17 protein-coding genes are annotated in these 21,765 nt (G+C 48.2%); 2 read left to right on the plus strand and 15 right to left on the minus strand.

Annotation, left to right across the window (positions count from 1 at the left end; all coding sequences use genetic code 11):
- Window positions 1-203 precede the first annotated feature (203 nt).
- From NST83_RS21220 to NST83_RS21290, 15 genes are all read right to left on the minus strand, one after another.
- Window positions 204-620: a cupredoxin domain-containing protein gene (locus tag NST83_RS21220; protein ID WP_283653342.1), complete on the minus strand. Its 417-nt coding sequence runs from the start codon at window positions 618-620 to the stop codon at window positions 204-206.
- Between the two features lie 134 nt (window positions 621-754).
- On the minus strand, window positions 755-1,414 hold the full coding sequence (locus tag NST83_RS21225) for a response regulator transcription factor (RefSeq protein WP_137060328.1): 660 nt from the start codon (window positions 1,412-1,414) through the stop codon (window positions 755-757).
- Entirely contained in the window at window positions 1,411-2,250 is an 840-nt protein-coding gene (locus tag NST83_RS21230) for a histidine kinase (protein ID WP_342415578.1), read from the minus strand. The genes NST83_RS21225 and NST83_RS21230 overlap by 4 nt, the downstream gene beginning before the upstream one ends.
- Window positions 2,251-2,463: 213 nt before the next feature.
- On the minus strand, window positions 2,464-4,284 hold the full coding sequence (gene cydC / locus NST83_RS21235) for a thiol reductant ABC exporter subunit CydC (protein WP_342415579.1): 1,821 nt from the start codon (window positions 4,282-4,284) through the stop codon (window positions 2,464-2,466).
- Window positions 4,265-6,064 (minus strand): thiol reductant ABC exporter subunit CydD, encoded by a 1,800-nt coding sequence (cydD, locus tag NST83_RS21240; protein ID WP_342415580.1) that lies wholly within the window; start codon window positions 6,062-6,064, stop codon window positions 4,265-4,267. The genes cydC and cydD overlap by 20 nt, the downstream gene beginning before the upstream one ends.
- The gene (gene cydB / locus NST83_RS21245; RefSeq protein ID WP_342415581.1) at window positions 6,064-7,077 is read right to left on the minus strand and encodes a cytochrome d ubiquinol oxidase subunit II; all 1,014 of its coding nucleotides are present in this window, start codon (window positions 7,075-7,077) and stop codon (window positions 6,064-6,066) included. Before cydB ends, cydD begins: the two co-directional genes overlap by 1 nt.
- Window positions 7,064-8,470, minus strand: a complete 1,407-nt coding sequence (locus NST83_RS21250) for a cytochrome ubiquinol oxidase subunit I (protein ID WP_342415582.1) — start codon at window positions 8,468-8,470, stop codon at window positions 7,064-7,066. Before NST83_RS21250 ends, cydB begins: the two co-directional genes overlap by 14 nt.
- Before the next feature lie 407 nt (window positions 8,471-8,877).
- Window positions 8,878-10,518: a response regulator transcription factor gene (locus NST83_RS21255; protein ID WP_342415583.1), complete on the minus strand. Its 1,641-nt coding sequence runs from the start codon at window positions 10,516-10,518 to the stop codon at window positions 8,878-8,880.
- Complete coding sequence (locus NST83_RS21260; RefSeq protein ID WP_342415584.1) at window positions 10,511-12,301, minus strand: sensor histidine kinase; 1,791 nt, start codon at window positions 12,299-12,301, stop codon at window positions 10,511-10,513. The genes NST83_RS21255 and NST83_RS21260 overlap by 8 nt, the downstream gene beginning before the upstream one ends.
- A 161-nt stretch (window positions 12,302-12,462) precedes the next feature.
- The gene (def, locus tag NST83_RS21265; RefSeq protein ID WP_342415585.1) at window positions 12,463-13,044 is read right to left on the minus strand and encodes a peptide deformylase; all 582 of its coding nucleotides are present in this window, start codon (window positions 13,042-13,044) and stop codon (window positions 12,463-12,465) included.
- 750 nt (window positions 13,045-13,794) lie between these two features.
- Window positions 13,795-14,769: a polysaccharide pyruvyl transferase family protein gene (locus NST83_RS21270; RefSeq protein ID WP_342415586.1), complete on the minus strand. Its 975-nt coding sequence runs from the start codon at window positions 14,767-14,769 to the stop codon at window positions 13,795-13,797.
- Window positions 14,744-16,123 (minus strand): oligosaccharide flippase family protein, encoded by a 1,380-nt coding sequence (locus NST83_RS21275; RefSeq protein ID WP_342415587.1) that lies wholly within the window; start codon window positions 16,121-16,123, stop codon window positions 14,744-14,746. Before NST83_RS21275 ends, NST83_RS21270 begins: the two co-directional genes overlap by 26 nt.
- Before the next feature lie 73 nt (window positions 16,124-16,196).
- Window positions 16,197-17,150, minus strand: coding sequence for a glycosyltransferase (locus tag NST83_RS21280; RefSeq protein ID WP_137060340.1), 954 nt, complete (start codon window positions 17,148-17,150; stop codon window positions 16,197-16,199).
- A 40-nt stretch (window positions 17,151-17,190) separates the two neighbouring features.
- On the minus strand, window positions 17,191-18,132 hold the full coding sequence (locus NST83_RS21285; protein WP_342415588.1) for a glycosyltransferase: 942 nt from the start codon (window positions 18,130-18,132) through the stop codon (window positions 17,191-17,193).
- A gap of 203 nt (window positions 18,133-18,335) precedes the next feature.
- On the minus strand, window positions 18,336-19,136 hold the full coding sequence (locus tag NST83_RS21290) for a DUF1836 domain-containing protein (RefSeq protein ID WP_137060342.1): 801 nt from the start codon (window positions 19,134-19,136) through the stop codon (window positions 18,336-18,338).
- 223 nt (window positions 19,137-19,359) lie between these two features.
- On the opposite strand from NST83_RS21290, the gene NST83_RS21295 reads away from it, so the two are divergent.
- The gene (locus NST83_RS21295) at window positions 19,360-20,730 is read left to right on the plus strand and encodes a hemolysin family protein (RefSeq protein ID WP_342415589.1); all 1,371 of its coding nucleotides are present in this window, start codon (window positions 19,360-19,362) and stop codon (window positions 20,728-20,730) included.
- Between the two features lie 128 nt (window positions 20,731-20,858).
- Window positions 20,859-21,656 (plus strand): undecaprenyl-diphosphate phosphatase, encoded by a 798-nt coding sequence (gene bacA, locus NST83_RS21300; protein WP_342415590.1) that lies wholly within the window; start codon window positions 20,859-20,861, stop codon window positions 21,654-21,656.
- Window positions 21,657-21,765 lie beyond the last annotated feature (109 nt).

A 21,765-nucleotide genomic window follows, 5' to 3' on the forward strand; every position in this document is an offset into this window, starting at 1 on the left:
TAAGCCTGTATTTATTCATATTTCCCCTTCATTTCTCTATCGTTTCCTTCTATTTTACCTACCTTTGGCTTGTCATGACCTGACCCACTTGAGCTATATATTCCCTATAACCTTGAACACTTTGTGACTATTATCATAGATACCTTGTATTAAGGCAAAAAAATAGCCTCCCGGCACAAATGTGCTGGAAAGCTGGTATTGATCTATTTTACCGTGATCGTTCCATAGAACATGTACATACCGCAGTTATACTCATATACACCCGGTTTCAGGTCCTTGACCGTAAAATAATTATTTTCGTGGTCCATAAAAACGTCCATTCCAAGCTTCAACGATTGTACTTCGTCTATACAAGTAAACGATGTCGATCTCTTAAAATTAATTTTAGTCGGGACACCCGCTTTTATTTCAATATTTTTAGGATAAAAACCGTCTCCCTCTACATTGACCGTAGCAATTTCATACTTGGCTTTGTCCGGCTCTTCTTGAACGGTTTTAGGTTGGCTAGCCGGAAACGACGACACGCTCCCCTGAAAATAAAACAACACAAACCCGCCCACGATCAGCGCTACAAAGCCAATCAGCATCAAGTGCCAATGCTTAGAGATAAATGTTTTCATTCAGATCATTCCCCTCCAGTTGACCGTTCACGTGAAACACGCCAACTCTAACCAGTATACAAAAGTTAATCAAAATTTAAAATACCTCATTCGAGCTATATTCTGAGCTACATGGTATCAAAAACCAAAAGGGCCTATGGCCTAAATTTAGGATCATCAGGAACAAGCCCCATTTCCAACGCGTATCTCGTCAGTTGTACACGGTTCTGAACATGCAGCTTCTGCAAAATATTTTTCAAATGGTTTTTTACTGTGTACTCGGAAATACCGTACTTTTCGGCGATTTCCTTGTTCGTCCACCCTGCGGCCACCCCATATAAGATATCCTGTTCTCTTGAGGTAAGACGGACCTGTGGCTCCTTTTTCGCGGTTATGGTGACGTCTTTCAAGATTTGAAATGCCAGCTCCCGGCTCAGTGGCGCTTCCTCGTTCACAATAGAATGCAGGTATTCCAGCCATGTGGAGGGTGCTATATTTTTTAACAGGTAGCCTTGGGCACCCCGTTTCAAAGCTTCAAGCAGATGAATCATGTCATCCGACACAGTAATCATCACTATTTTGACATATGGAAACATGAGCTTAATCCGCTGTGTAGCCTCCAGACCGTCCATTCCAGGCATCGAAATATCCATCAGGATCAAATCTGGAAGCCATTGCTCGGTAAACTCAATTGCTTGTTCACCGTTGTCTACCACACCAATGACTTCAAAGCTTGGATCCATGGACAATATTTCACAGATCGCTTCGCGGGCATGAGCAGAATCGTCTACGACCAGTACTCGGGTATGCGTCATTTGCGTTCTCCTTCTTTGGATATTTCCACGATGGTATATGAAGAGTCCGTCAGAAGCTGCAATGTCCAGTTCATATCTTCCGCTCTTTCCTTCATGATATTTAAGCCGTATCGGTCTTTAAACTGAAAAGCATCGCTCGTAAAGCCTTTGCCATTATCCTTGACGGTGACTTTCCATTGATCGTAATTACCTTCTCCAATAATCCAGCCCTTGGAAGCCCTTGCGTGCTTTTCAATATTGACCACCGCCTCACGAATACAGGCCAGAAGCTCTACTTTCTCTTTTGGAGTCAGCGCATCATCGGGAATCGTCCACTGAATATCTACATACACAGGGATTTCATGAATCATTTGCTGCACCTTGTAGTCCAATGATTCGTTGGTTGCCAGCATCTCATCAGTGGTCGGATCAAATCGTAAATTAGCAATTGCCTGACGAACATAGCGGTTCACTTCGTGGACAGTCTTTCTGACTTTATAAATATCCTGACGATGCTGCTCCTGATCTTCGTTATGCTCCAGGCGATCCATTTTGACGGACAATAAAAAAAGCGATTGGGCAATCCCGTCATGCAGCTCCCTGGCAAGATCCTCTCTGGCTTCAAGGGCTGCCTTGGCCGCGCGTTCGTGTTGCAGCTCCATCTGAATACGTTCCAGCATATGAAAAAGCTTGGTTAACAGCGTCACACTGACCAAATACAAGAGAACCGGAGTCAGCCAGTTGCCCAGGTCCATAGATATATAGGGGAGCAAAAATTGGTGTCTCACATATTCCCAGGCCCCTACCGTTAGCGTAGGTACGAATAGAATCATCCATTTAATTTGTTTATACGTCATACCGTCCTCCTTGCAGCACCACTTGCACGAACAAACTAAGCAGATCAGTGATACCCACCATTCCGAGTGTCTTTATGCATCCCAAGCATAACTTTTTTGCTGTTTTAGAACAAGATCCATCCTACAGCAGATAGAAAAGAAAAAAAGCCGACATATTCATGCCGACTCCAATGTGTATGTTCATTTTACCGAAGCTTGGTCTTCTCTATTTCTTTACAGACCCGGATGATCCAGCTCATACAGGTTGCGGTATCGGGGTTGCTCCTGCCAGAGCTGCTCGTGACTGCCTCGCATGGATATGCCGCCCTGCTCCATAAAGATCACCTCGTCCATATGCTCCATTCCAGTCAGATGATGTGTAATCCAGATGAGCGTTTTGCCCTCCAGCACACGAAACATCGTCTGCATCAGTTCCTGCTCTGTTAGCGGATCGAGTCCTACGGTTGGTTCATCCAGCAGAACAATGGGGTGATTTTGAAGCAAAATCCGCGCCAGCGCAATTCGCTGTCTTTCTCCACCGGAAAAGCGCAGGCCCGTTTCCTGCATCCGGGTGTCATAGCCATCTGGTAAAGAATCAATTAGCGTTGCCAGTCCCACCTGCTGGGTTACTACACGAACCTCTTCCAGCGTAGCATCGGGCCGCGCCAACCGAATATTGTTCGCTACCGTTGTATCGAACAAATACGGTTGCTGGTTTAACACTGCAAATAGGCTGGAATACGCCCCGCCTGTATACACGGGCGCACCTGCGACAGTGACGCTCCCTTCATCCGGTTGCAATGCCCCCTGAATCAGATTCAGCAGGGTGGACTTGCCCGCACCGCTACGACCAAGCAGTGCAACCTTGCCTCCTTGCGGCACACGCAGGGAAATGTCGCGCACGCTCCATTCTTGCGTTGCTGTATAGCGGTAGCTCACGTTGTTCAGCAGTAGCTCGTTTGAGTTGCCAGATAGCTGGGCAGTCACATGTTCCGCCTCTATTTTGTCTACTGTGCCTCCTGCTGCTTGCTGCCCTGCTTTCACAGAAGCCGATGCCGAAAACGATGTAGATGTAGCATGTGTAGGTGTATTCTTCTCTGACCCTTTCAGGCGCCGAAGCGAATCCTGATATTCCGGCGCATGGACCACCGCTTCTCCAGCGCGGACGAAGGCATCCAGCAACGGAAAAGCAACAAGCGCAAAGGATGCCAACCATGTTGCCTCTATGCGGTTCTCCACTACCAGTCCTCCAGCCCATACGGTCATCATCACAATTCCGCCACCTACGACGCACTGTGCGATCCAATGAGAGCGCCATTCGCCCCGCCGAAGTGAATTTTCCACTACAGCAGCCTTGTTTTGCCGTTGGGCGAAGGAAGCCAGAAAATGTCCAGTCCGCCCGCTCAGTACCAAGTCACTCATACCAAACAAAGCATCGGTCAGCTCCTGATAGGCTGTATTCCGTTCCTGCTTGAACGTTCGCCGTTTGGCGAGCGAGGTCCACAGCGAGATGGCCGGGGCGATAAAAAGTAAAAATCCGCAATACAGTGCCATCATCAGGGCAAAGGTTCCGTCCATCCATCCGAGTGCTGAAATCCCCAGCGCATAGATGAGCAATGCCGATATCGCGGGCAGAACCAGCTTCAAATATATGTTTTGAAGCTGCTCAATATCCTCGGCCAGCAGACCCAACAGATCCCCTGTGCGAAACTTGCTGCGAATCATAAGTGCTTGCGGTTCTACCGCCCGATACAGCCGCACCCGCATACGGGACACGAGACGCAGAGCGGCATCATGCCCCACCAAGCGTTCCAGATACTGAATGACTGCTTTACTAAAGCCGAACGTCCGTACAAGCACAATCGGAACGTACACCATCAATATATTTTCCGGTTTTAAAGCCGAACGGGTAATCAGATGACCGGACGTAAAGAGCAATGCGCCTGCACATCCAATCGCCAGAGCGCCCAAAAGCGCCGCAGCCAGAAAGGCCCAAAAATATTGTCTCAGATAAAATATAAACCAGCCTTGGCCGCTATTGTCCGTGGCTCGCATATCGTCCGCCCCCTCCTTCCGTCATTCCCGTCAGCAAACGGTAATAGCCTCCCTTGCGGGCAACCAGTTGCTTATGTGATCCTGCTTCCTCCAGACGACCTTGATTCATCATCCAGACACAGTCCATATCCGGCATCCAATGGAGTCGATGCGTCGCAAGAAACACTCTTTTATGTTGAAAAACAGATAAAATCGTCTGTTTTAGCTCCCATTCCGTCTCAATATCCAAATGTGCAGTCGGCTCGTCCAGCAAAATCACCGGACGGTTGCTCAGCAAAGCACGCGCCAACGCTATTCGCTGTGCCTGTCCTCCACTCAGCGTCCGGCCCGCTTCACCAATCGGCTCATCCAATCCATTCGGAAGACCATCCATCAGTTCACGCAGTCCAACCGCGTCAATCGCCCATTCCACTTGCTCGTTGGATGCCTCCGGTTCATAAAACCGGATATTATCCGCCAAGGAAGCGCTGAACAGGTACGGATGCTGCGGAATATAGGCAATATGACGCTGCCATTCGGCTTTGTTATCACCAGCCAATGCCCACTCATTCACGTTCAGCTCGCCCGAGGTCGGTTCAGCGAAGCCGCCAAGCAAACTGAGCAGCGTTGTTTTGCCTGCACCGCTGGCTCCGACAATGCCGATCATATTCATATGCGGCTCAACACTCGCGGATATGTGGTCAAGTCGTGCGGAACCGTCCTCATTGAGAAGGCATATATCCTTCAACCTGATCGTATCCTGTCCCGTGATATTTAGGGCATTGCCGTCACCCATAGCATTGTCTGTGCGCCCACCCCCCGTAAGGATATCCACGGAATCTGTTGGCTGAGCCGCTTCATTCTCTGTACCGAGAATGGAGCGCATTGCACCCCAAGCCTCCTTGCCATCCAGCGAGGCATGATAGTCCGATCCCAACTGGCGTACAGGCATAAAATATTCCGGGGCCAGAATGAGTACCGCAAGTGCCGCTTCCAGTCCCACCGATCCGCTAATCAGGCGCAAGCCCAAGCCTACCGCCACAAAAGCGACCGATAGCATACTAAAAAAATCGAGCGCAAAAGAGGACAGAAACGCGACCCGCAGTGTACGCATCGTAGCCGTGCGGTACTGGTCGCTGACCTTCCCGACCGTTGCTCCATGCTCCCGACTACGGCCCAAAAACCGCAGCGTCTGTAGGCCGCGCAACGAATCCGTGAAATGATGCGACAACAGACGATAGGAGCGCCACTGTTTATCTGCCTGCTTCCGCGCCGCCAAGCCCAGCAGGATAAAGAAGCCAACCAGGATCGGCATCGTAGCCGTCAAAATCACACCTGAAATCACGTCCAATGTGAAAACAGACACAAGCACAAGTATTGTCACACACATCATGTCAATCATACGCGGAATGGACAACTCCAAATACGTGCGAAAACGATCCACTCCGTCCAGCGCCAACGTCACCAGCTTGCCACTGCCTTCCTTGGCAGCAAAAACAGGTCCTCGCTCGAACAAACGAGCAAGCAGACGCTCCCGCAGGGAAGCGCCTGATGCTTCGGCAAAGCGGCCTGCTGTCCGACGTTGCAGCCAGATCATCGTATGCCTCGCCGCAAAAGCCGCGAAAAACAACGCCAGTGACGGCCATGCCATCACCAGCGGATGTTTATCAAATAAAATCGTAACCGCCTTTGCCAAAAAGATCGCTTGCGCAATCACAGCGGCCCCCTGGGCCAGGGAAAGGGCGGCCAGCAGCAGCATTACCGGCCGAATGCCCTTTAATCCAAACCATGCTTTATCCATTAGTATTCCAAATGATCCTTTTCACTGAGACGCTTATGAAAAACAAAATAGCTCCACGCCTGATAAGCCAGCACAAAGGGTAAAAGCGTTGCTGCAACAATCGTCATGGCTTTCAGGGTGTAATGACTGGAGCTTGCATTATAAATCGTCAAATCAAATGCACTGTTGATCGAGCTCACCATAAACCTCGGGAACAAGCCGACGAACAACGAAACGAATGTCAGCAAAATGATAGCTCCCGTCATCCCAAAGGCCCAGCCTTCGCGGCGTTGTTTCAGGAAATACCATCCCAGCACATAGGCGACGATCCCCACTGCAACTGCGGCGTACATATAAGGGCCACGACGTGCGAATACATCTGTTGCAAAATAAGTCCATACCACCATACCCGCGAGCAAAACACCTAATATCGGAAGGAATTTTGACGCAATCACACGAGCACGATCTCGTACTTCTCCAATTGTACGCAGGGAAATAAACGTCAGCCCATGCATCAGGCACATCCCAACTACAGTCAGTCCAATCCATACCGTATATCCGTTAAACACATCCGAGAATCCGGCTTTTAAGTCCATGTTTTGCTGAATAGGTACACCCTTTATCAAAGCCGCAAAAGCCATACCGAACAGCATCGGCGGCAGAAAGCTGCCAATCAGAATGCAGGCATCCCATGTTCCGGTCCACCATTTTCCTTCTGCCTTGCCCCGGAATTCAAAGGAAACTCCGCGTAAAATCAATCCAAGCAGAATAAGTACAAATACCAGATAATATCCGCTGAACATGGTCGCATACCAGTGCGGGAAAGCCGCGAACATCGCACCTGCTGCTGTGATCAACCATACTTCGTTAGCATCCCAGAATGGACCAATTGTATTAATCATCAAGCGTTTTTGTTGATCGTTACGCGGCACCAGACCTGTAGCCATACCCACGCCAAAATCAAAGCCCTCCAGGAAGAAGAAGCCAGTAAACAGCACAGCAATTAATAAGAACCACAAATCATTTAACGACATTGGTGTCACCCCCTTGAGCAAATGGATCATGGATTACCGTTTCCTGATGTGGTTCGATATCCGGACCTTTGCGAGCCGTACGGACAAACAGGAACGCCAGCACACCCGTTAAAATTAAATACAATGCGGTAAACGAAATCAGCGAGAACAGCACTTCCCCTGCCACAACGGTAGGCGAAACGGAATCTTTGGTTTGAAGTAAACCAAAGACCGTCCAAGGCTGACGCCCCACTTCTGTCATGATCCAACCCGCAGTATTCCCAATGAATGGAAGTGATATGCCGAGCATCATCAAACGGAAGAACCAGCGATGCGAGCCCTCCAATTTTTTACGGAATGTCAGATAAGCTCCGTACAAAGCAAGTGCAATCATGGCACATCCGGCCGCAATCATAATGCGGAAGCTCCAAAATGTAGTACGTACCGGCGGAATATAATTACCAGGGCCGTAAGCTTTTTCATATTGTGCCTGAAGCTCATTCATCCCCAAAACCCCGCCGGACAGCTTGTTATAGGACAGCAAACTCAAGAGATAAGGAAGCTTAATTTCAAAGCTGTTTTCCTTCTTTTCAGGGTCAATACCTGCGATAACCGTCCAAGGGGCCGGATCACTACTGTTCTCCCATAACCCTTCACTGGCAGCCATTTTCATTGGCTGTGTTTCCACCAAATATTGAGCCTGTCCGTGACCAAACATCGGGATTAACATCGAACTAATCAATGCGACAATAATACTTACTTTGAAAGAAGGCTTGAAAAAGTCCAGATTCTTTTTGTGCATCAGCTTCCATGCGCTAATACCTGCCACGAGAAAAGCGCCTGTCGCAATAGCTGCAAACAATGTGTGAGGAAACTCCCACAACAGCTGTTCGTTCGTCAACAGAGCGAAAAAATCTTTCATTTCTGCGCGACCATTATGAATCTCGTATCCTACTGGACGCTGCATGAATGAGTTGGCTGCCAAAATCCACAGGGCGGACAGCATCGTACCAATGGATACCAGCCACATACAGGTTAAATGGACTGCTTTGGACAGCCGTTCCCAGCCGAATACCCACAATCCGATAAAGGTTGATTCCAGGAAAAAGGCAAGCAGTGCCTCAATCGCCAGCGGCGTACCGAACACATCTCCAACAAAACGGGAAAAGTCAGACCAGTTCATCCCGAACTGGAACTCCTGCAAAATCCCGGTGACCACGCCTACTGCAAAGTTAATCAGCAAAAAAGTTCCCCAGAATTGAGCCATTTTTTTGTACAAATCATTTTTTTTGATTACATACATGGTCTCCATAATCGCCACCAGCAACGACAATCCAATGGAGATCGGCACATAAACAAAGTGAAGAATTGTTGTGGTTGCAAACTGCAACCGTGCCAATTCTAATACGTCCATGATGTTATTCCTCCCCCTGCGCTTCTCTTAAGAATGAATATTAATAATTAGGTTCTGAAGCCTTCCTTCATCCTTGTGATAGTATTCACATTATTACATATGGAACGATCACTTTTTATGAATAGCCCCCTCAGGCATCTTCATTACGGAATCTCATGACCCGGCTTCAGAATATCATCATTATATAGAATAGATTTGAAAGAAATAGAATCGAAAGTGTGAACATCATGTCAAAGCTGTGTCGTAATGATGGCGAATTTATGAAAACAGCTCAAATCTTCTAGTTAGTGTGACATTTTCGATTGATCTATCCAAATTTTTTCCATGAAAAAAGCCTCTCTTCGTTCGGAGACCTTTGCTCCGACATCCACAAGAGAGACTTCATCAATTTAACCCACGGGAATCCATCAACTGCCATCCGTCCCTCTGTTCTTCTGAACCCGATTACGATAGGAGGAAGGCGACATCCCCGCATATTTTTTGAATTTGCCGTGAAAATAATCGGCATTGGCATATCCGACACGTCCTGCCACCTGATGCACCCTAATCCCCTGTGCAAGCAATTCCCTTGCCCGCTCGATCCTCACCTTGTCCAGATAGGCGTTAAAAGCTTCGCCTGTATGACTTTTGAACAATTTGCCCAAATAGCCGCTGTTGTAATTAAACATATCCGCCAACATCTCCAAGCGCAGGTTCTCATCATAATGGCTATGAATGAAATCAATCAATTGTTTCATGATCGTTTCCTTACCACCTGGATCGGTCTGACCAATCCATTGCAGAACATGCTCCTTCGACCGATCCACCAGCTCTCCCAAGGTTGAATAGGCATAAACATCCGTAATCAAGCGGGAATGCTCTTCCAGCACCATACGGCTCTGTTCCTGTCCAGCCGCATACTTGTTCAGCGCTAAGGTAAATGTCTGTGCAAACGCCGCCTTGATTTCAGCCTCTGTACGATAGATCTGTGGAAATTGGACCTCCATTTCCTTCAATACACGTATTGCAGCTTCACGATTGGACATATCCAGCGCGTAGTACAGCTTCTCTGCATAACGCATGGGGTCTGAGGCTTTGTCAGTCGTTTCGCACATTCCCTCGTCCGAAGTTTCCAAAACGTGCAGGTCACTGGTAAGCATCACCCTTTCCGCCCGGAAAAGAAAAGTACGCTCCAGTAGACGCAGCGCCTGTTCAAAAGAGCTCGGAATATCATGAAGTCTTCCCACCGGATCGCCAGCAGCTACGTATATTTTCGTTGCCCACGGCTTTAGCGCCTGTCGCCAGGAAGCCAGCAACTGAACAGCATTTTCTTCTGTGTCCACCGTGGCGGGAAGTAGCAAGCCTGTATATATTCCTGCCTCAAATACAATTCCCCTACCCTGCTCCCGGCACATTTCCGTTAGGCACAGCTTTGCTGCCGACTGCCGGGCTTGCCGATCCCAGTCGGGTATCCGAAGATCCAACAGTACGACCTGATAGCTTCCCCAATCCAGAGGGGGTGGCGCTGGAAGCTGGCCAGGATGTTCAGCTTGCTCCGTTCCTCCGTTGAGAGGGTCGCTGTGTTCCAATGCACCACGATTAGCCCGATCTTCCTGAACCGGAAACAGCAGGATTTCGATCCAATCGCGTTCATGGACAGGTGGGCTTCCCCACTTGCCGTCTTCTTTTTCGCTCTCAATGCTTCGCCGTACCCGTTTCAGCTCTGTCGTCATTTCTTCTTCGTCCACAGGCTTCAATAAATAACCATCTACCCCAAAGCCCATCGCCTGCCGCGCATAATCAAAGTCCGCATATCCGCTTAAAATAAGAAAATGAAACGGCTCACCGTTCATTTCGCGTATGCTCCGTATGACCTCCAGCCCGCTCATCCCCGGCATCCGTATATCGACAATGACCAGTTCCGGCCGATGCTCCTTAAATTTATCCAATGCCTCGCGCCCGTTCTCTGCTGTATCTACAATATAGAAGCCGCAGTCTCTCCAATCAATGATGGAGGTCAATCCTTCACGAATCGCAGGCTCATCATCCACAATCATCGCTTTATACATTCGACTCCTCCTCGCTGGGTATTGAAAAGGTTACGGTTGTTCCGGCCTGCGGTACGCTCTCCATATGCAGACCATAGTGTTCACCATACATCAGCGTCAGACGCTGGTGAACATTGCGCAGACCAATACTGCTCCCTTCCGGCTCTTCCGTACCTGTGATACGGTCAAGCAGACGGGACAGCTGTTCTGCCTCCATGCCAACTCCATCGTCGGCTACTTTTATTCGCAACTCTCGTAGCTTCATCGAAATATCGACTTTCACGGTAACCGGTTCTTCCTTGTTTTCCAGGCCATGAATAACTGCGTTCTCCACCAGCGGCTGTATAATTAATGGAGGAATGGACATTTCCTCAGCGCTTTCTTCCAGATTCACTTCATAGATCAAACGATTTCCAAACCGGAACTGCTGAATTTGTAAATAGGATCGCACCATATCCAGTTCCTGACGCACTGTCGTTTTACCGCTTCCAATCTCCAGATTCCGCCGCATCAATCGGCCAAGCAAACGCACCGTTGTGGCAATCTCCGCCTCCCCGTTGAGATGCGCCTTCATTCGAATAGACTCCAGCGCATTAAACAGGAAGTGCGGGTTAATCTGACTGGCCATCATTTTCAGCTTGATATCCTTTTGTGCCATTTCGAGCCTGTTGTTTTTCTCACTCGCTTCATACACCTGCCCCATCAACTGGCGGATGCTGGCAACCATATAGTTGAAGCGGCGGGACAAGTCCCCGATTTCGTCCATCCCCTCCACGCTCGATACGACATGGAAATCCCCCGCAGCCACCTTACCTAGCTCATGGCTCAATCGCTGTAGCCGTTTGGTGAGCAGCCAGGAAATCATCGTAATAAGAACCAATGCCATCACCAGCACCGCAAGAACACATAATGCGCCGATCAAGCTGATCCGGTTCGCTCCCTGTACAATGTGTTCCGTCGAAAACACCGAAATAATCGTCAATCCGCTCACACTGGAGGCTGGCAACAGCTCATCCACAATAATGTTCGAGGATTTCCCGTTTATTTTTGCTTCATATATCCCCTTCCCCCTACCCTGTACATCAAAGCCCAGATGCAGATCCACCAATGTTTGACCCACGGACTGTGTATGGGTAGCCGCGACCACAATTCCGTTACGATCCACAATCAACGTTTCAAACGGTTCCTTGCTGAGCATATGGTTCAGCTCCGTCTGACTCAGTGCAATCATCAAAACTCCCTTGGTATTGTATTCGGGAAAGGGAATTTGCCTCACCAAACTCAGTCGATTTACCGGGTTGTCCTCTTTATCTTGAATATAAAACCAGTTAATCGCCGTCCCCTTCAAGGCCGTCTCAAACCACTTCTGCTGCTCAATGCCAGAATCTACAGGGATAAATTCCAGATTATTAACAAGCGTCGGATTATACGCATAAAACCGGATGGTCGCAATCTCTCTATACTGCTGTACATACTCATTAAAGTCCTTGTATTGATGATACGCATTCATCAGCTCTACCATGCCCGAATAACGGCGATTCGCCATCTCCCTCAGCCTTTTATCGAACATCAGCCCATTTGAAATATCCGTGGGTACTCGCAGTAAATTTGCAGTCTGGCTCTTGATCTTTTCCACATTATTTACCGTTTGGGCAATCGCACTGTCCAAAGCCTGCTCCCGCAAATAAAACGTGGCACAGCCGCCCACCACCAGTACCGGGATCATGACAATCAGCACGTAGGAGAACAGCAGCTTATTTCGCATACGCATATTATTCATCAGATATCGAACTCCACGATACATGCCATCCCCCCAGTTAGATAAGCGCTTACATTAATATGTATTACTTACTCACCGCATCACGATATACATGATTTCAGTTTAAAGCTTCGCAACATCTATATCTATATTTTTGCAAAATAAAAATGTGGCGAACGGAGTCACCACACTTTACGGATCATGAACTATTCACGCACAAAGGGCTCGATATGCACACCCTGCGGCAGCTTTTGAGGATCGTCCGGGTCAATATGGTCATAGAACATAATGCCATCCAAATGGTCCATCTCGTGCTGTACCACAATCGCCGCATAGCCTTTGAAAGTCAGCAGTTCCTGCGTTCCATCTGGCAAATGGGCCTTAATGCGAATTTTTTCATAACGCGGGACATATCCAGATATGTAACGATCCACTGACAAGCAGCCTTCGCCCTGTTCCAAATAAATCATGGACGTCGAGTGGCTGACCAGCTTCGGATTAAACAGCGCATACTCCACCGTTTTGTCTCCATCCTGATAATAGACAGCACACATCCTTTTGTTCAGACCGACCTGGTTGGCTGATAATCCCACACCCGGACGCAGTTCATAACGGGTTGCCATCTCTTCATTTTGACTGTTTTTCAAATAATCCATCATCCACCGCATCTGTTGAAGATCCTCTTCACGCAGCGGCAGGCATACCGGATCAACCTTCGTACGCAAAATCGGTTCCCCTTCACGTACGATATCCTTCGTGAGAAGCATGTCCATCGGTAGATTGCTCATTCGTCAGCCTCGATTCATTTTAATAAATATACTTTCGTGTGATCCTGCGAAATATGGGTAAAATTCTCGGTTTTACTTCAAGTTTTATCCCATAAATTATATCTATTCATGAAATGAATTGTCAAAATAAAGCGGTATTTGGAGTAAGGCCAAAATTCATCCCGTTAAACATTCATAAGCTTAATTGTTCACCAGGTTAACCAGTTAATCTATATCACATATTTATGATGAAAGAAGGTTATTCTATTGAATTTTAGCAAAAAGAAAGCAAGTCAATTGTTAGTTGCTTTTATGGCACGGCAGGATTTGCTACTCTATTAAGCATTATAGATACCTATACAGGATCCGTTGAAGACGCTGTGTTGGAAGGCTGTAAGGCACTAGGTATGTCGGATACGGTGGCTTGGTGGGTGACAAAAACCTTAATGGCGTTTGTTTTGTAATTTGAGGAAAATACCTTTTAAAAAAAATACTGCGAATACAACTAAAAAAACAATGATTATAGCGGTTAATAACATTCCTATTCCGGTCCAAAAACCGTAGTGAAAAACATTTTTTACATTAATATACATTATTTATTATAAAAACGAAAACCGAGTTGCATCAGTAATAGAAGAATATATCTTTTCTATATCTATTTTCCTCATTCTACAAAAAGAACCCAGCAAAAAAACTCCTACACTAAAAAGGTTCGGAGTTTTTTTGCCGTTTTACAGTTTCGAAGTTACCTCTCCGCAGCTTTTCCCTACATTAAGACGGCTGTTCCAGTGCATCCGGTGTATCGCTGAACAGCTTCGCCTTGGGATTAGGCTGTGTCCAGGTGTTATAATACTGCGAGTTTTTGCCGTACGAATTATCAATGACGACATGCGGCATATCGAGCAGGCAGGCCAGAATATGACCGTGCAGCCGCGAGGTGCGCACCTCGCGGTAAGAGCTGAACAGCGTAACCGCCTTGTTCATAAGGTGGTCGGTATACTTGTACCAAAAGGTACGCGTAGGCAAGGGACCGCCGATTTTTTTATCCAGACGGTAAAACTTCTGGAAGTAGACGATCCCTTTCACTTCCAGCGGAGTGAACAGAGTGTCCCAGTCCAGACGGTGGGCGGCATCTGCCTCGTCGTCGAATTGCTTTTGCCCCCCTACGGTTTCAATATCCGTACGCAGGAAGTACAGTACGTCCTTGACCGTTTCTGTCGTCGGCTTCAACGGCCAGAGCTGGTGCGCCATATCCGGGCATAGCGTGATGCTGCACTGATTCAGTTTGTCCTTGGCCCACGTATAAGAGCGTGTGTCCCGCACAAACATATGTAAATCCGGGTGACCATTGAATAACGCAGCGACCTCATCGGCCTTCTGTTCAGACTGGAAGTGGATCGTCTGTGGCATGATTACAATGCGGTGACTCGGAAAATCCCGCACGATACGTTCCCGCAAATTTTGGTGATTTGGATATAAATCGCCGAAATTGCCGCCTCCATGACACACGATAATCCAGTCGGCCGGAATTTGGAGCTGATCGGGAATATCCATAGCACTGTAACGGGCACGAACACGAATACCGTTATCCTTGAAGAACGCCTCGGTGCCTTTCATGATGAGTACGTCCCCACCGTTGTTATACACGGGGTAGTCAACATAAATGATGTTCGAGCCTTGGGGGACTACGTCGAGAATGACGCTCAGCTTATTTTTCAGTTTAGCCATGGGATGCGAATTCGGCATCTTTCAGTTCTCCCTTCCTGCGCTTCTTTTGTATGGTCTGAATAACAAATGTGATATCACTCTTATCAAAAATAATCCGTGATAACGGAACATCGAAAAACATCGGGAATGAAAACAGCGAGAATGCCAACCGTACACAAGCGCCTACGAGCAGAGCAATGGCAATGCCGTCCAGACCGAAGATCGGGGTACAAATAAAAAACAGCCCGACAGTAATCGCATATGCCACAATTTGCCGAAACAGCACCAGCCCTGGCCGCCCCAATGCGTTGAAGGCCGAAGCCAGAATCCAGGAGCCGCCTCCAATGATGCACTCCAGTGACAGCAGGTAGAAGGTTAACGATGCTTCCAGAAAAGCGGGGCCATACAGCAAGCCCAGCAAGTATCGTCCAATGAACAATGCCGGCACGATGACGATCAGCATAGCAGCCATGGAGATGCGAAAAGCACGACCGACGGTTTCGACAATTTTGCTGTGCTCCATTCCGGTCACCTTCGGAAAGGTTACATTCGTGACGGCATTTTGCACCACATTGAAGACACGCGACAGAGCATAGACGACAGAGTACAGACCAAACGCCTTGGGGGACAGCAGCGCCACGATGACGATTTTGTCTGTTTGTGTGGACAATGTCCCCATCAGCTCCATCCCGTAGACTCTCGCTCCATAGCTATAATAAGGGCGGAGTACCTGGCGGCTGGTGAACGGGCGGAAAGCACGCAAATTCATATGCTTGCGCAAACGGAGGAACGCCCAGACCAGCGCAAGGAAGCTCGCGGCAAAATTAACGGCCCCCGCCAGTTGCACATTGAGCAGCCCCATCAGCCACAGCGTCACCAGACCGATGAAGTTCAGCAGCGGATAATAAAACAGCAGCCCATTATATACGCTAAACCGATCCAGCCCTTGCGATAATGCTGTTGTCAGCGCCGTAAGCACCGCCAGCGGTACCGTAGCCGCACAATAAAGCTGCGACAGATGGACAATATCCGCACCATAGCCATTCAGCCACAGCGGCATACATATCCAGGCCACCGCACCCGCCAGCAAGCTGGCAGGCAACTGAATCCACAGCGACAACGCCAACAATTCTTCCGTCGTACCTGTTTTCTTCTTGAGGTTATAAATCAGCGACGTTGGCAAGCCAAAGCTCAGTACGCTGCCGATCAGCGTAGGCCAGAACAGAACTGCCGCCAGTTCTCCTTTCCCCTCTACTCCGAGCATGCGTGCGGTCAGGATGGAGGTCAGGGTCGTCACGATCAGCACGAAAAAATTGTTGAAGCTCGTGCGCATGATCGTTTTGGCGAGACTGTCCCCCGTGAATACTTTCCTTGCTGCTGTCCATGTGCTCATGTTACGTCCAACTCCTGTTCCTTATTAAGCCTCTCGTCTCTATGTTCACATCGCGTCTCCTGCCGCACCCCCGTCAGCCCGCCGTTTTTTTGGAATTGCGCTCAGGTAGTTGGCCTCCGCCCATAGGCTCCTTCTGACTTGAAAAAATCGCCTTCAGCGCTCTTCTATAGCCTTGAATGGCAGTATGATTTTTCTTGGGCTTCTCTCTCAAAATCTGATACAGCGTCGTCCAATATAGCGCAGCATAGCCAATCGGCCCGGATCGCTCATCCCGCAGCAGATGAATATGATTCATCACCCGCATATAAGTAACCTGCTCCATATTGTCGCGCGAGGACGGCGATTCGTGGTGAAGCAGCGTAAGCGCCGGGTTAATGTACAGCGAGCCGCTTTTCATGGCAATTCGTGAAAGTAACAGGTCTTCCCCCACACTATAGCTTTGCAACCAAGGTACCGGCTCCAAACTGCGAATCGCCTCACGACGAAATGACATATTACAGCCGTGAAAAAACTCGGTTCGAAACGTCTTTTTCGCCTTGTGCCAGTTGTACATCGAGCCAGACTGACCGCTAAGAGACAACTTCCCTTTGGACAAGGACTGTTGGAATGATAACAGGCAACGAATGGTTCCCATGAAGCTGTTACTCATTCCCTGCGCAATCCCGCCGACACCAGCGGCCTGCGGATAAGCCTCATAGGTGCGTAGCAACTCGTTCAAATAGTTATTCGGCAGTTCAACATCATCGTCAAGAAATAAAATGATATCCCCCTGTGCCAGCTCCACCGTTTTTACACGTGAAAGCCATAAGCCCGGCTGCTCCTTGCGATGGTATCGGTAGGTAATCCCCGCTCTGCCCAATTGACGCTTATAGCGTTCCAGCACATGCTTGGGCAGTTCTCCATCATCAATAATCCACAGCTCGGTTTTACATGCCTCCGGTGCCCCACCCATAGCTATTGAATTGATGCATCGGGTCAGATCGTCAACCCGATTTCGGGTACACAGGGCAATGGACAAGCTTAACATCATACTCCCCCTTTATCCTGAAAATGTGTGTGGAATCAGATTACTGAACCGCCTGGCCTAAATAATCGTTATATTTTTGCTTGCGCGGATTCAGAATGAACAGCACCCCCTGCTTGTATCCTTCTGCGGCATTAAAGTTACGGCGTAGTATTTCCTTGAACATCAGATAGGACAAGGTCCATAAAAGCGCCCCGTACTGAATGGCTCCCGCCTTTTTCAGAGCAAGGAAATAATAGTGATTGATCGCTGTAGCCTTGGCTACTTTGCCCGCCTTATCGCGCGAGCTTGGAGATTCGTGATGAATGATCGTTAAGTCGGGATTGATAACCAGCTTGCCGTAACGGCTCGCCAACTGACACATATACAAATCGTCAGCCACGGCATAGCTGGTCATCCACGGATACGGCTTCATATCCCGAAGCGCATCCCGACGGAATGACATGTTGCAGCCATGAAAAAATTCCGTGTCAAAAACCTCCGTCGCTTCTCCCCAGCGCAGCAATGAACCTGCCAGACTACTGGGCGAAAGCTTGCCGAGAGACGGAGACATCTGAAATGTCAAAATGCCCAGCAGCTTCCCTGCCCGGCTCGAATGTAGTCCCTTTGCAATCCCTCCAACCCCCACAATCTTTTCGTCCTGATTATAGGTATCCAGCAAGCGCCGGATGTAGAGTTTATCGTCCAATTCGGCATCATCGTCAAAATACAGCACGATATCATACCGTACGAGAGACAACGCTTCATAGCGGGACAACCAAACGCCGGGACGACTTTTTTTATGATACTTCAAAACGCCTTGAGGCAAGCCGGATACCAGGTCACGGTACAGCTCGACCTGTTGGTCGGAAATATCGCCGTCATCCACAATCAGCAGTTCGACAGCCGTATGCTCCAGTTGCTGCTGTCCTGCAATAGATTGTATACAGCGTGTCAGATCCTTGATCCGATTGCGGGTACAAATGATAATGGAGACATCGGACATGCCATTACCTCCTGTGTGTATCCAGAATGCTTTGGAAGAGATATTCAAAGTTTTTCCAATTGCTGGATGATATATGTTTATTGTATCTTTGACAGCGTTTGAGTGTATATACCTCTTTTGTATACTTTTTCAGTCTCCAAAAGGGTAGACAATCCTCGAAAAAGGGCAAAAAAATAGGATCGGCTTTTAGCGCCAATCCTAATCTACCCTTGAAAGTCCAGAAACAACGTCGCATTTACATACCTGCGTGCCATGGACAAAAAATAACTATTTTGCACCGATACCGCAGCTACCAGCAATGTATTCCGAACGGCTTGACACTGGTTAGGGGTCAAATGCTGCAAACGGCTGGTGTATTGATCTGCCGCCTGAATCAGCAATTCCTCTGTCGCACCCTCCTGACGCTGCTGCACTGTAGCAGAATTCCAGTTTTCTTTGGCAAGCCCGCCCCCTGCCACATCCAGCAGTTGATCTCCATTCGCATCCAGCTCCTCAAACAAGGTTGAATAAGCAGCGTACAAATCGACCGGCTGGATTAGATCATCCGTATCATCCTCCGGCTGCTGGAACAGGATATGAAATAACTGACGGATGGATTCAAAATCAAGGCACGATTTCAAATCCTCCACAATGAGCAGCAGTGCGGCCTGGTTGACTGAATATTTTTTACCGATCTTCGGCGATCCGAGAAATTCCTTGAAGTCGCGTTTGACCCAATTTTGCATAGAGGCCAATGAAACATGGCTATATTCGACCAGTTGACCAAGAGAAACAATCTCCTGTAGCGAAAAAGCTGCGCTGTGCTTGCCCTTGATAATTTTATCCAGCACAGGCGTTACCTCAGTGTACAAAAATGTCGGCATCGTGCTGCCGGGACGGTCCGGATGGATATGGGTGCGTCTCCAGGCATCCTGAAGAACGGCCAACGGCTGCAATTCGCGGCGACCTTCCATCGCCAGCAGCAAATGGGCCATATCACGGCGTGTGAGGGTAAAAGACTCCATCTGCTTTCCTCCCTTTAAACCATTTCAAGTTCATTTGAACTCATCATACGCCCATAAACTAGGCTTGTAAAGTGAAGCAATGATCCGTGCGGGTTCTGTTTTGCCTTATTTTCCGTGCAAATTGGAGACAGGTGACCTGCTATGATTGGATATGAACCTTGTATATTTGCTTTTAAGTTCTTAAAATAAGTTCAAGTGAACTTAAAATGGAGTTCATTAAAAATTGAACGAAAAAGGGATGAGTGAAAATTATATGGGTATAGGTGTCAGTCTATTTTTGTTCGCGGTGTTGATTATATTTAGTGCTTTCTTCGTGGCTACCGAGTTTGCGATTATTAAAATCCGTTCCAGCCGGGTCGATCAGCTGGTCGTGGAAAATCGGAAAAACGCACTGGCGCTACAAAAGGTCGTCAATAATCTGGACGGCTACTTGTCTGCCTGTCAGCTTGGTATTACGATCACAGCGTTGGGACTCGGCTGGCTCGGTGAACCGACCGTGGTCAAATTGCTGGAGCCTCTTTTTCAACAGCTCAACATTAATGGGGAATTTTCACATATCCTGGCCTTTATTATTTCATTTGTCATTGTAACTTACCTGCATGTAGTTATCGGTGAGCTGGCTCCCAAAACGCTGGCGATCCGCAAAGCAGAAGCCGTAAGCTTATTGACCTCCCCGGTCATCGTATGGTTTAACCGGATTATGTATCCGTTTATCTGGCTCCTGAACGGTTCGGCCAACCGTCTGGTTCGTCTGTTTGGTCTTCAACCGGCAAGCGAGCATGAGGAAGCCCACTCTCAGGAGGAAATTCAGATCATTTTGTCCGAAAGCGTGGAAAGTGGTAAGATCAATAACACCGAATATGGCTACGTGAATCGTATCTTTGCTTTTGACGAGACCGTTGCCAAAGAAATTATGGTGCCACGTACAGATATGGTATGCTTGTTTACGAATCGCTCGCTGAAAGAAAACATGCTAACCATTCACGAAGAGCAGTATACCCGTTTTCCGGTAGCGACAGAGAGTAAGGATCAGATCATCGGTATGATTAATACCAAGCAATTGTTCCTTGAGTATGACCGCAACCCTGAGCTTGATTTCCATAGTCTGATTCAACCGATCCTGACCGTTCCGGAAGTGATACCCGTCAACACGCTGCTCAAACGCATGCAAAAGGAGCAGGTTCATATCGCCCTTCTCGTCGATGAATACGGCGGAACCTCCGGTCTGATTACCATCGAGGACATTTTGGAGGAAATTGTTGGCGAAATCCGTGACGAATTTGATAAGGATGAACGGAAGGAAATCGAGAAATTAACGGAGAACAGTTATTTGATGGATGGCAAGGTGATGCTTTCCGATCTGAGTGATCTGACTGGCTTGACGTTGGACGATGAGGACGTGGATACTGTCGGAGGGTGGGTGTATAGTCGGGTTCCAGAACCGAGACAGGGCAAGGAATTCATAGAAGGTGATGTGAAATTTATCATTCGTGAAATGGGTAAAAATCGTATTCGACGGGTGGAGATTATTCTACACAATGAATCTCCTGTATCTGAGTTGGAAGCGGAATCGGACACTTTTTCCCGGGAGTGAACCGCTGTGACCTGAGTGGCCTGCACTGTGCACTTGACACTTGCGTTCACTCCTACTGAAATGACATACTTCCAGGGCAAACGGCTTAGGCCGTTTGCCCTGCACGCGTGTAAGGAGGAACTAGTAAAGTGGATATTTTATCATCTATTATTATGGGTATTATTGAAGGGCTGACAGAGTTTTTGCCGGTCTCTTCGACGGGTCATATGATCCTGACGGCTGATCTTCTGGGGTTAAACACGGAGAATGATACGGTCAAAACGTTCGAGGTTATTGTGCAGTTGGGTGCTGTGCTGGCGGTTGTTGTATTGTACTGGCGCAGGTTCCTGAGCTTATTTGATTTCAGACGCAGAATCTCTAGCCAGCCGCGTCTGAACCTGCTACACATTATTTTGGCCATGATCCCTGCGGGTGTGATTGGCGTGCTGTTCCGTGATGTTATCAAGCAATACCTGTTTGGCCCTCAAACTGTTCTGTACAGTCTGGTCATCGGAGGCTTGCTCATGATCGCGGCTGAAAAATTCCATCCACCCATTAAATCGCATACGGTGGATGACATTACGTATAAACAGGCTTTTACGATTGGCTTGTTCCAGGTCCTGGCTTTATGGCCCGGCTTCTCCCGTTCAGGCTCAACCATGTCCGGGGGCCTATTCGCCCGTGTAAGCCATACAGCAGCCGCTGAATTTACATTCTTGGTTTCTGTTCCAGTCATGCTGGGCGCATCGGGCATTGATATGATCAAAAGCATGGACCATCTGTCCATGAGCGATTTTCCGGTGTTCGCGGCAGGCTTTATCACTGCCTTTATCGTCGGAATGCTGGCGATCAAAACGTTCCTAGGTCTGCTCAAACGCTTGAGCCTGACTTCATTCGCCATCTACCGCTTCGTACTGGCGGCTGTGTTCTTCTTCATTATTTTGTAAGCTGTTGTTTGTTGCCGCAAAGCCTTCATGCTTTTCAGCAATAACAGCTCGTTTCGTATGACAAAAAAGGGTTATCCCATGGCTGACAAATCAAGCCATGGGATAACCC

It is taken from the genome of Paenibacillus sp. FSL R10-2782, from assembly GCF_038592985.1.
Classification (GTDB): Bacteria; Bacillota; Bacilli; order Paenibacillales; family Paenibacillaceae; genus Paenibacillus; species Paenibacillus terrae_C.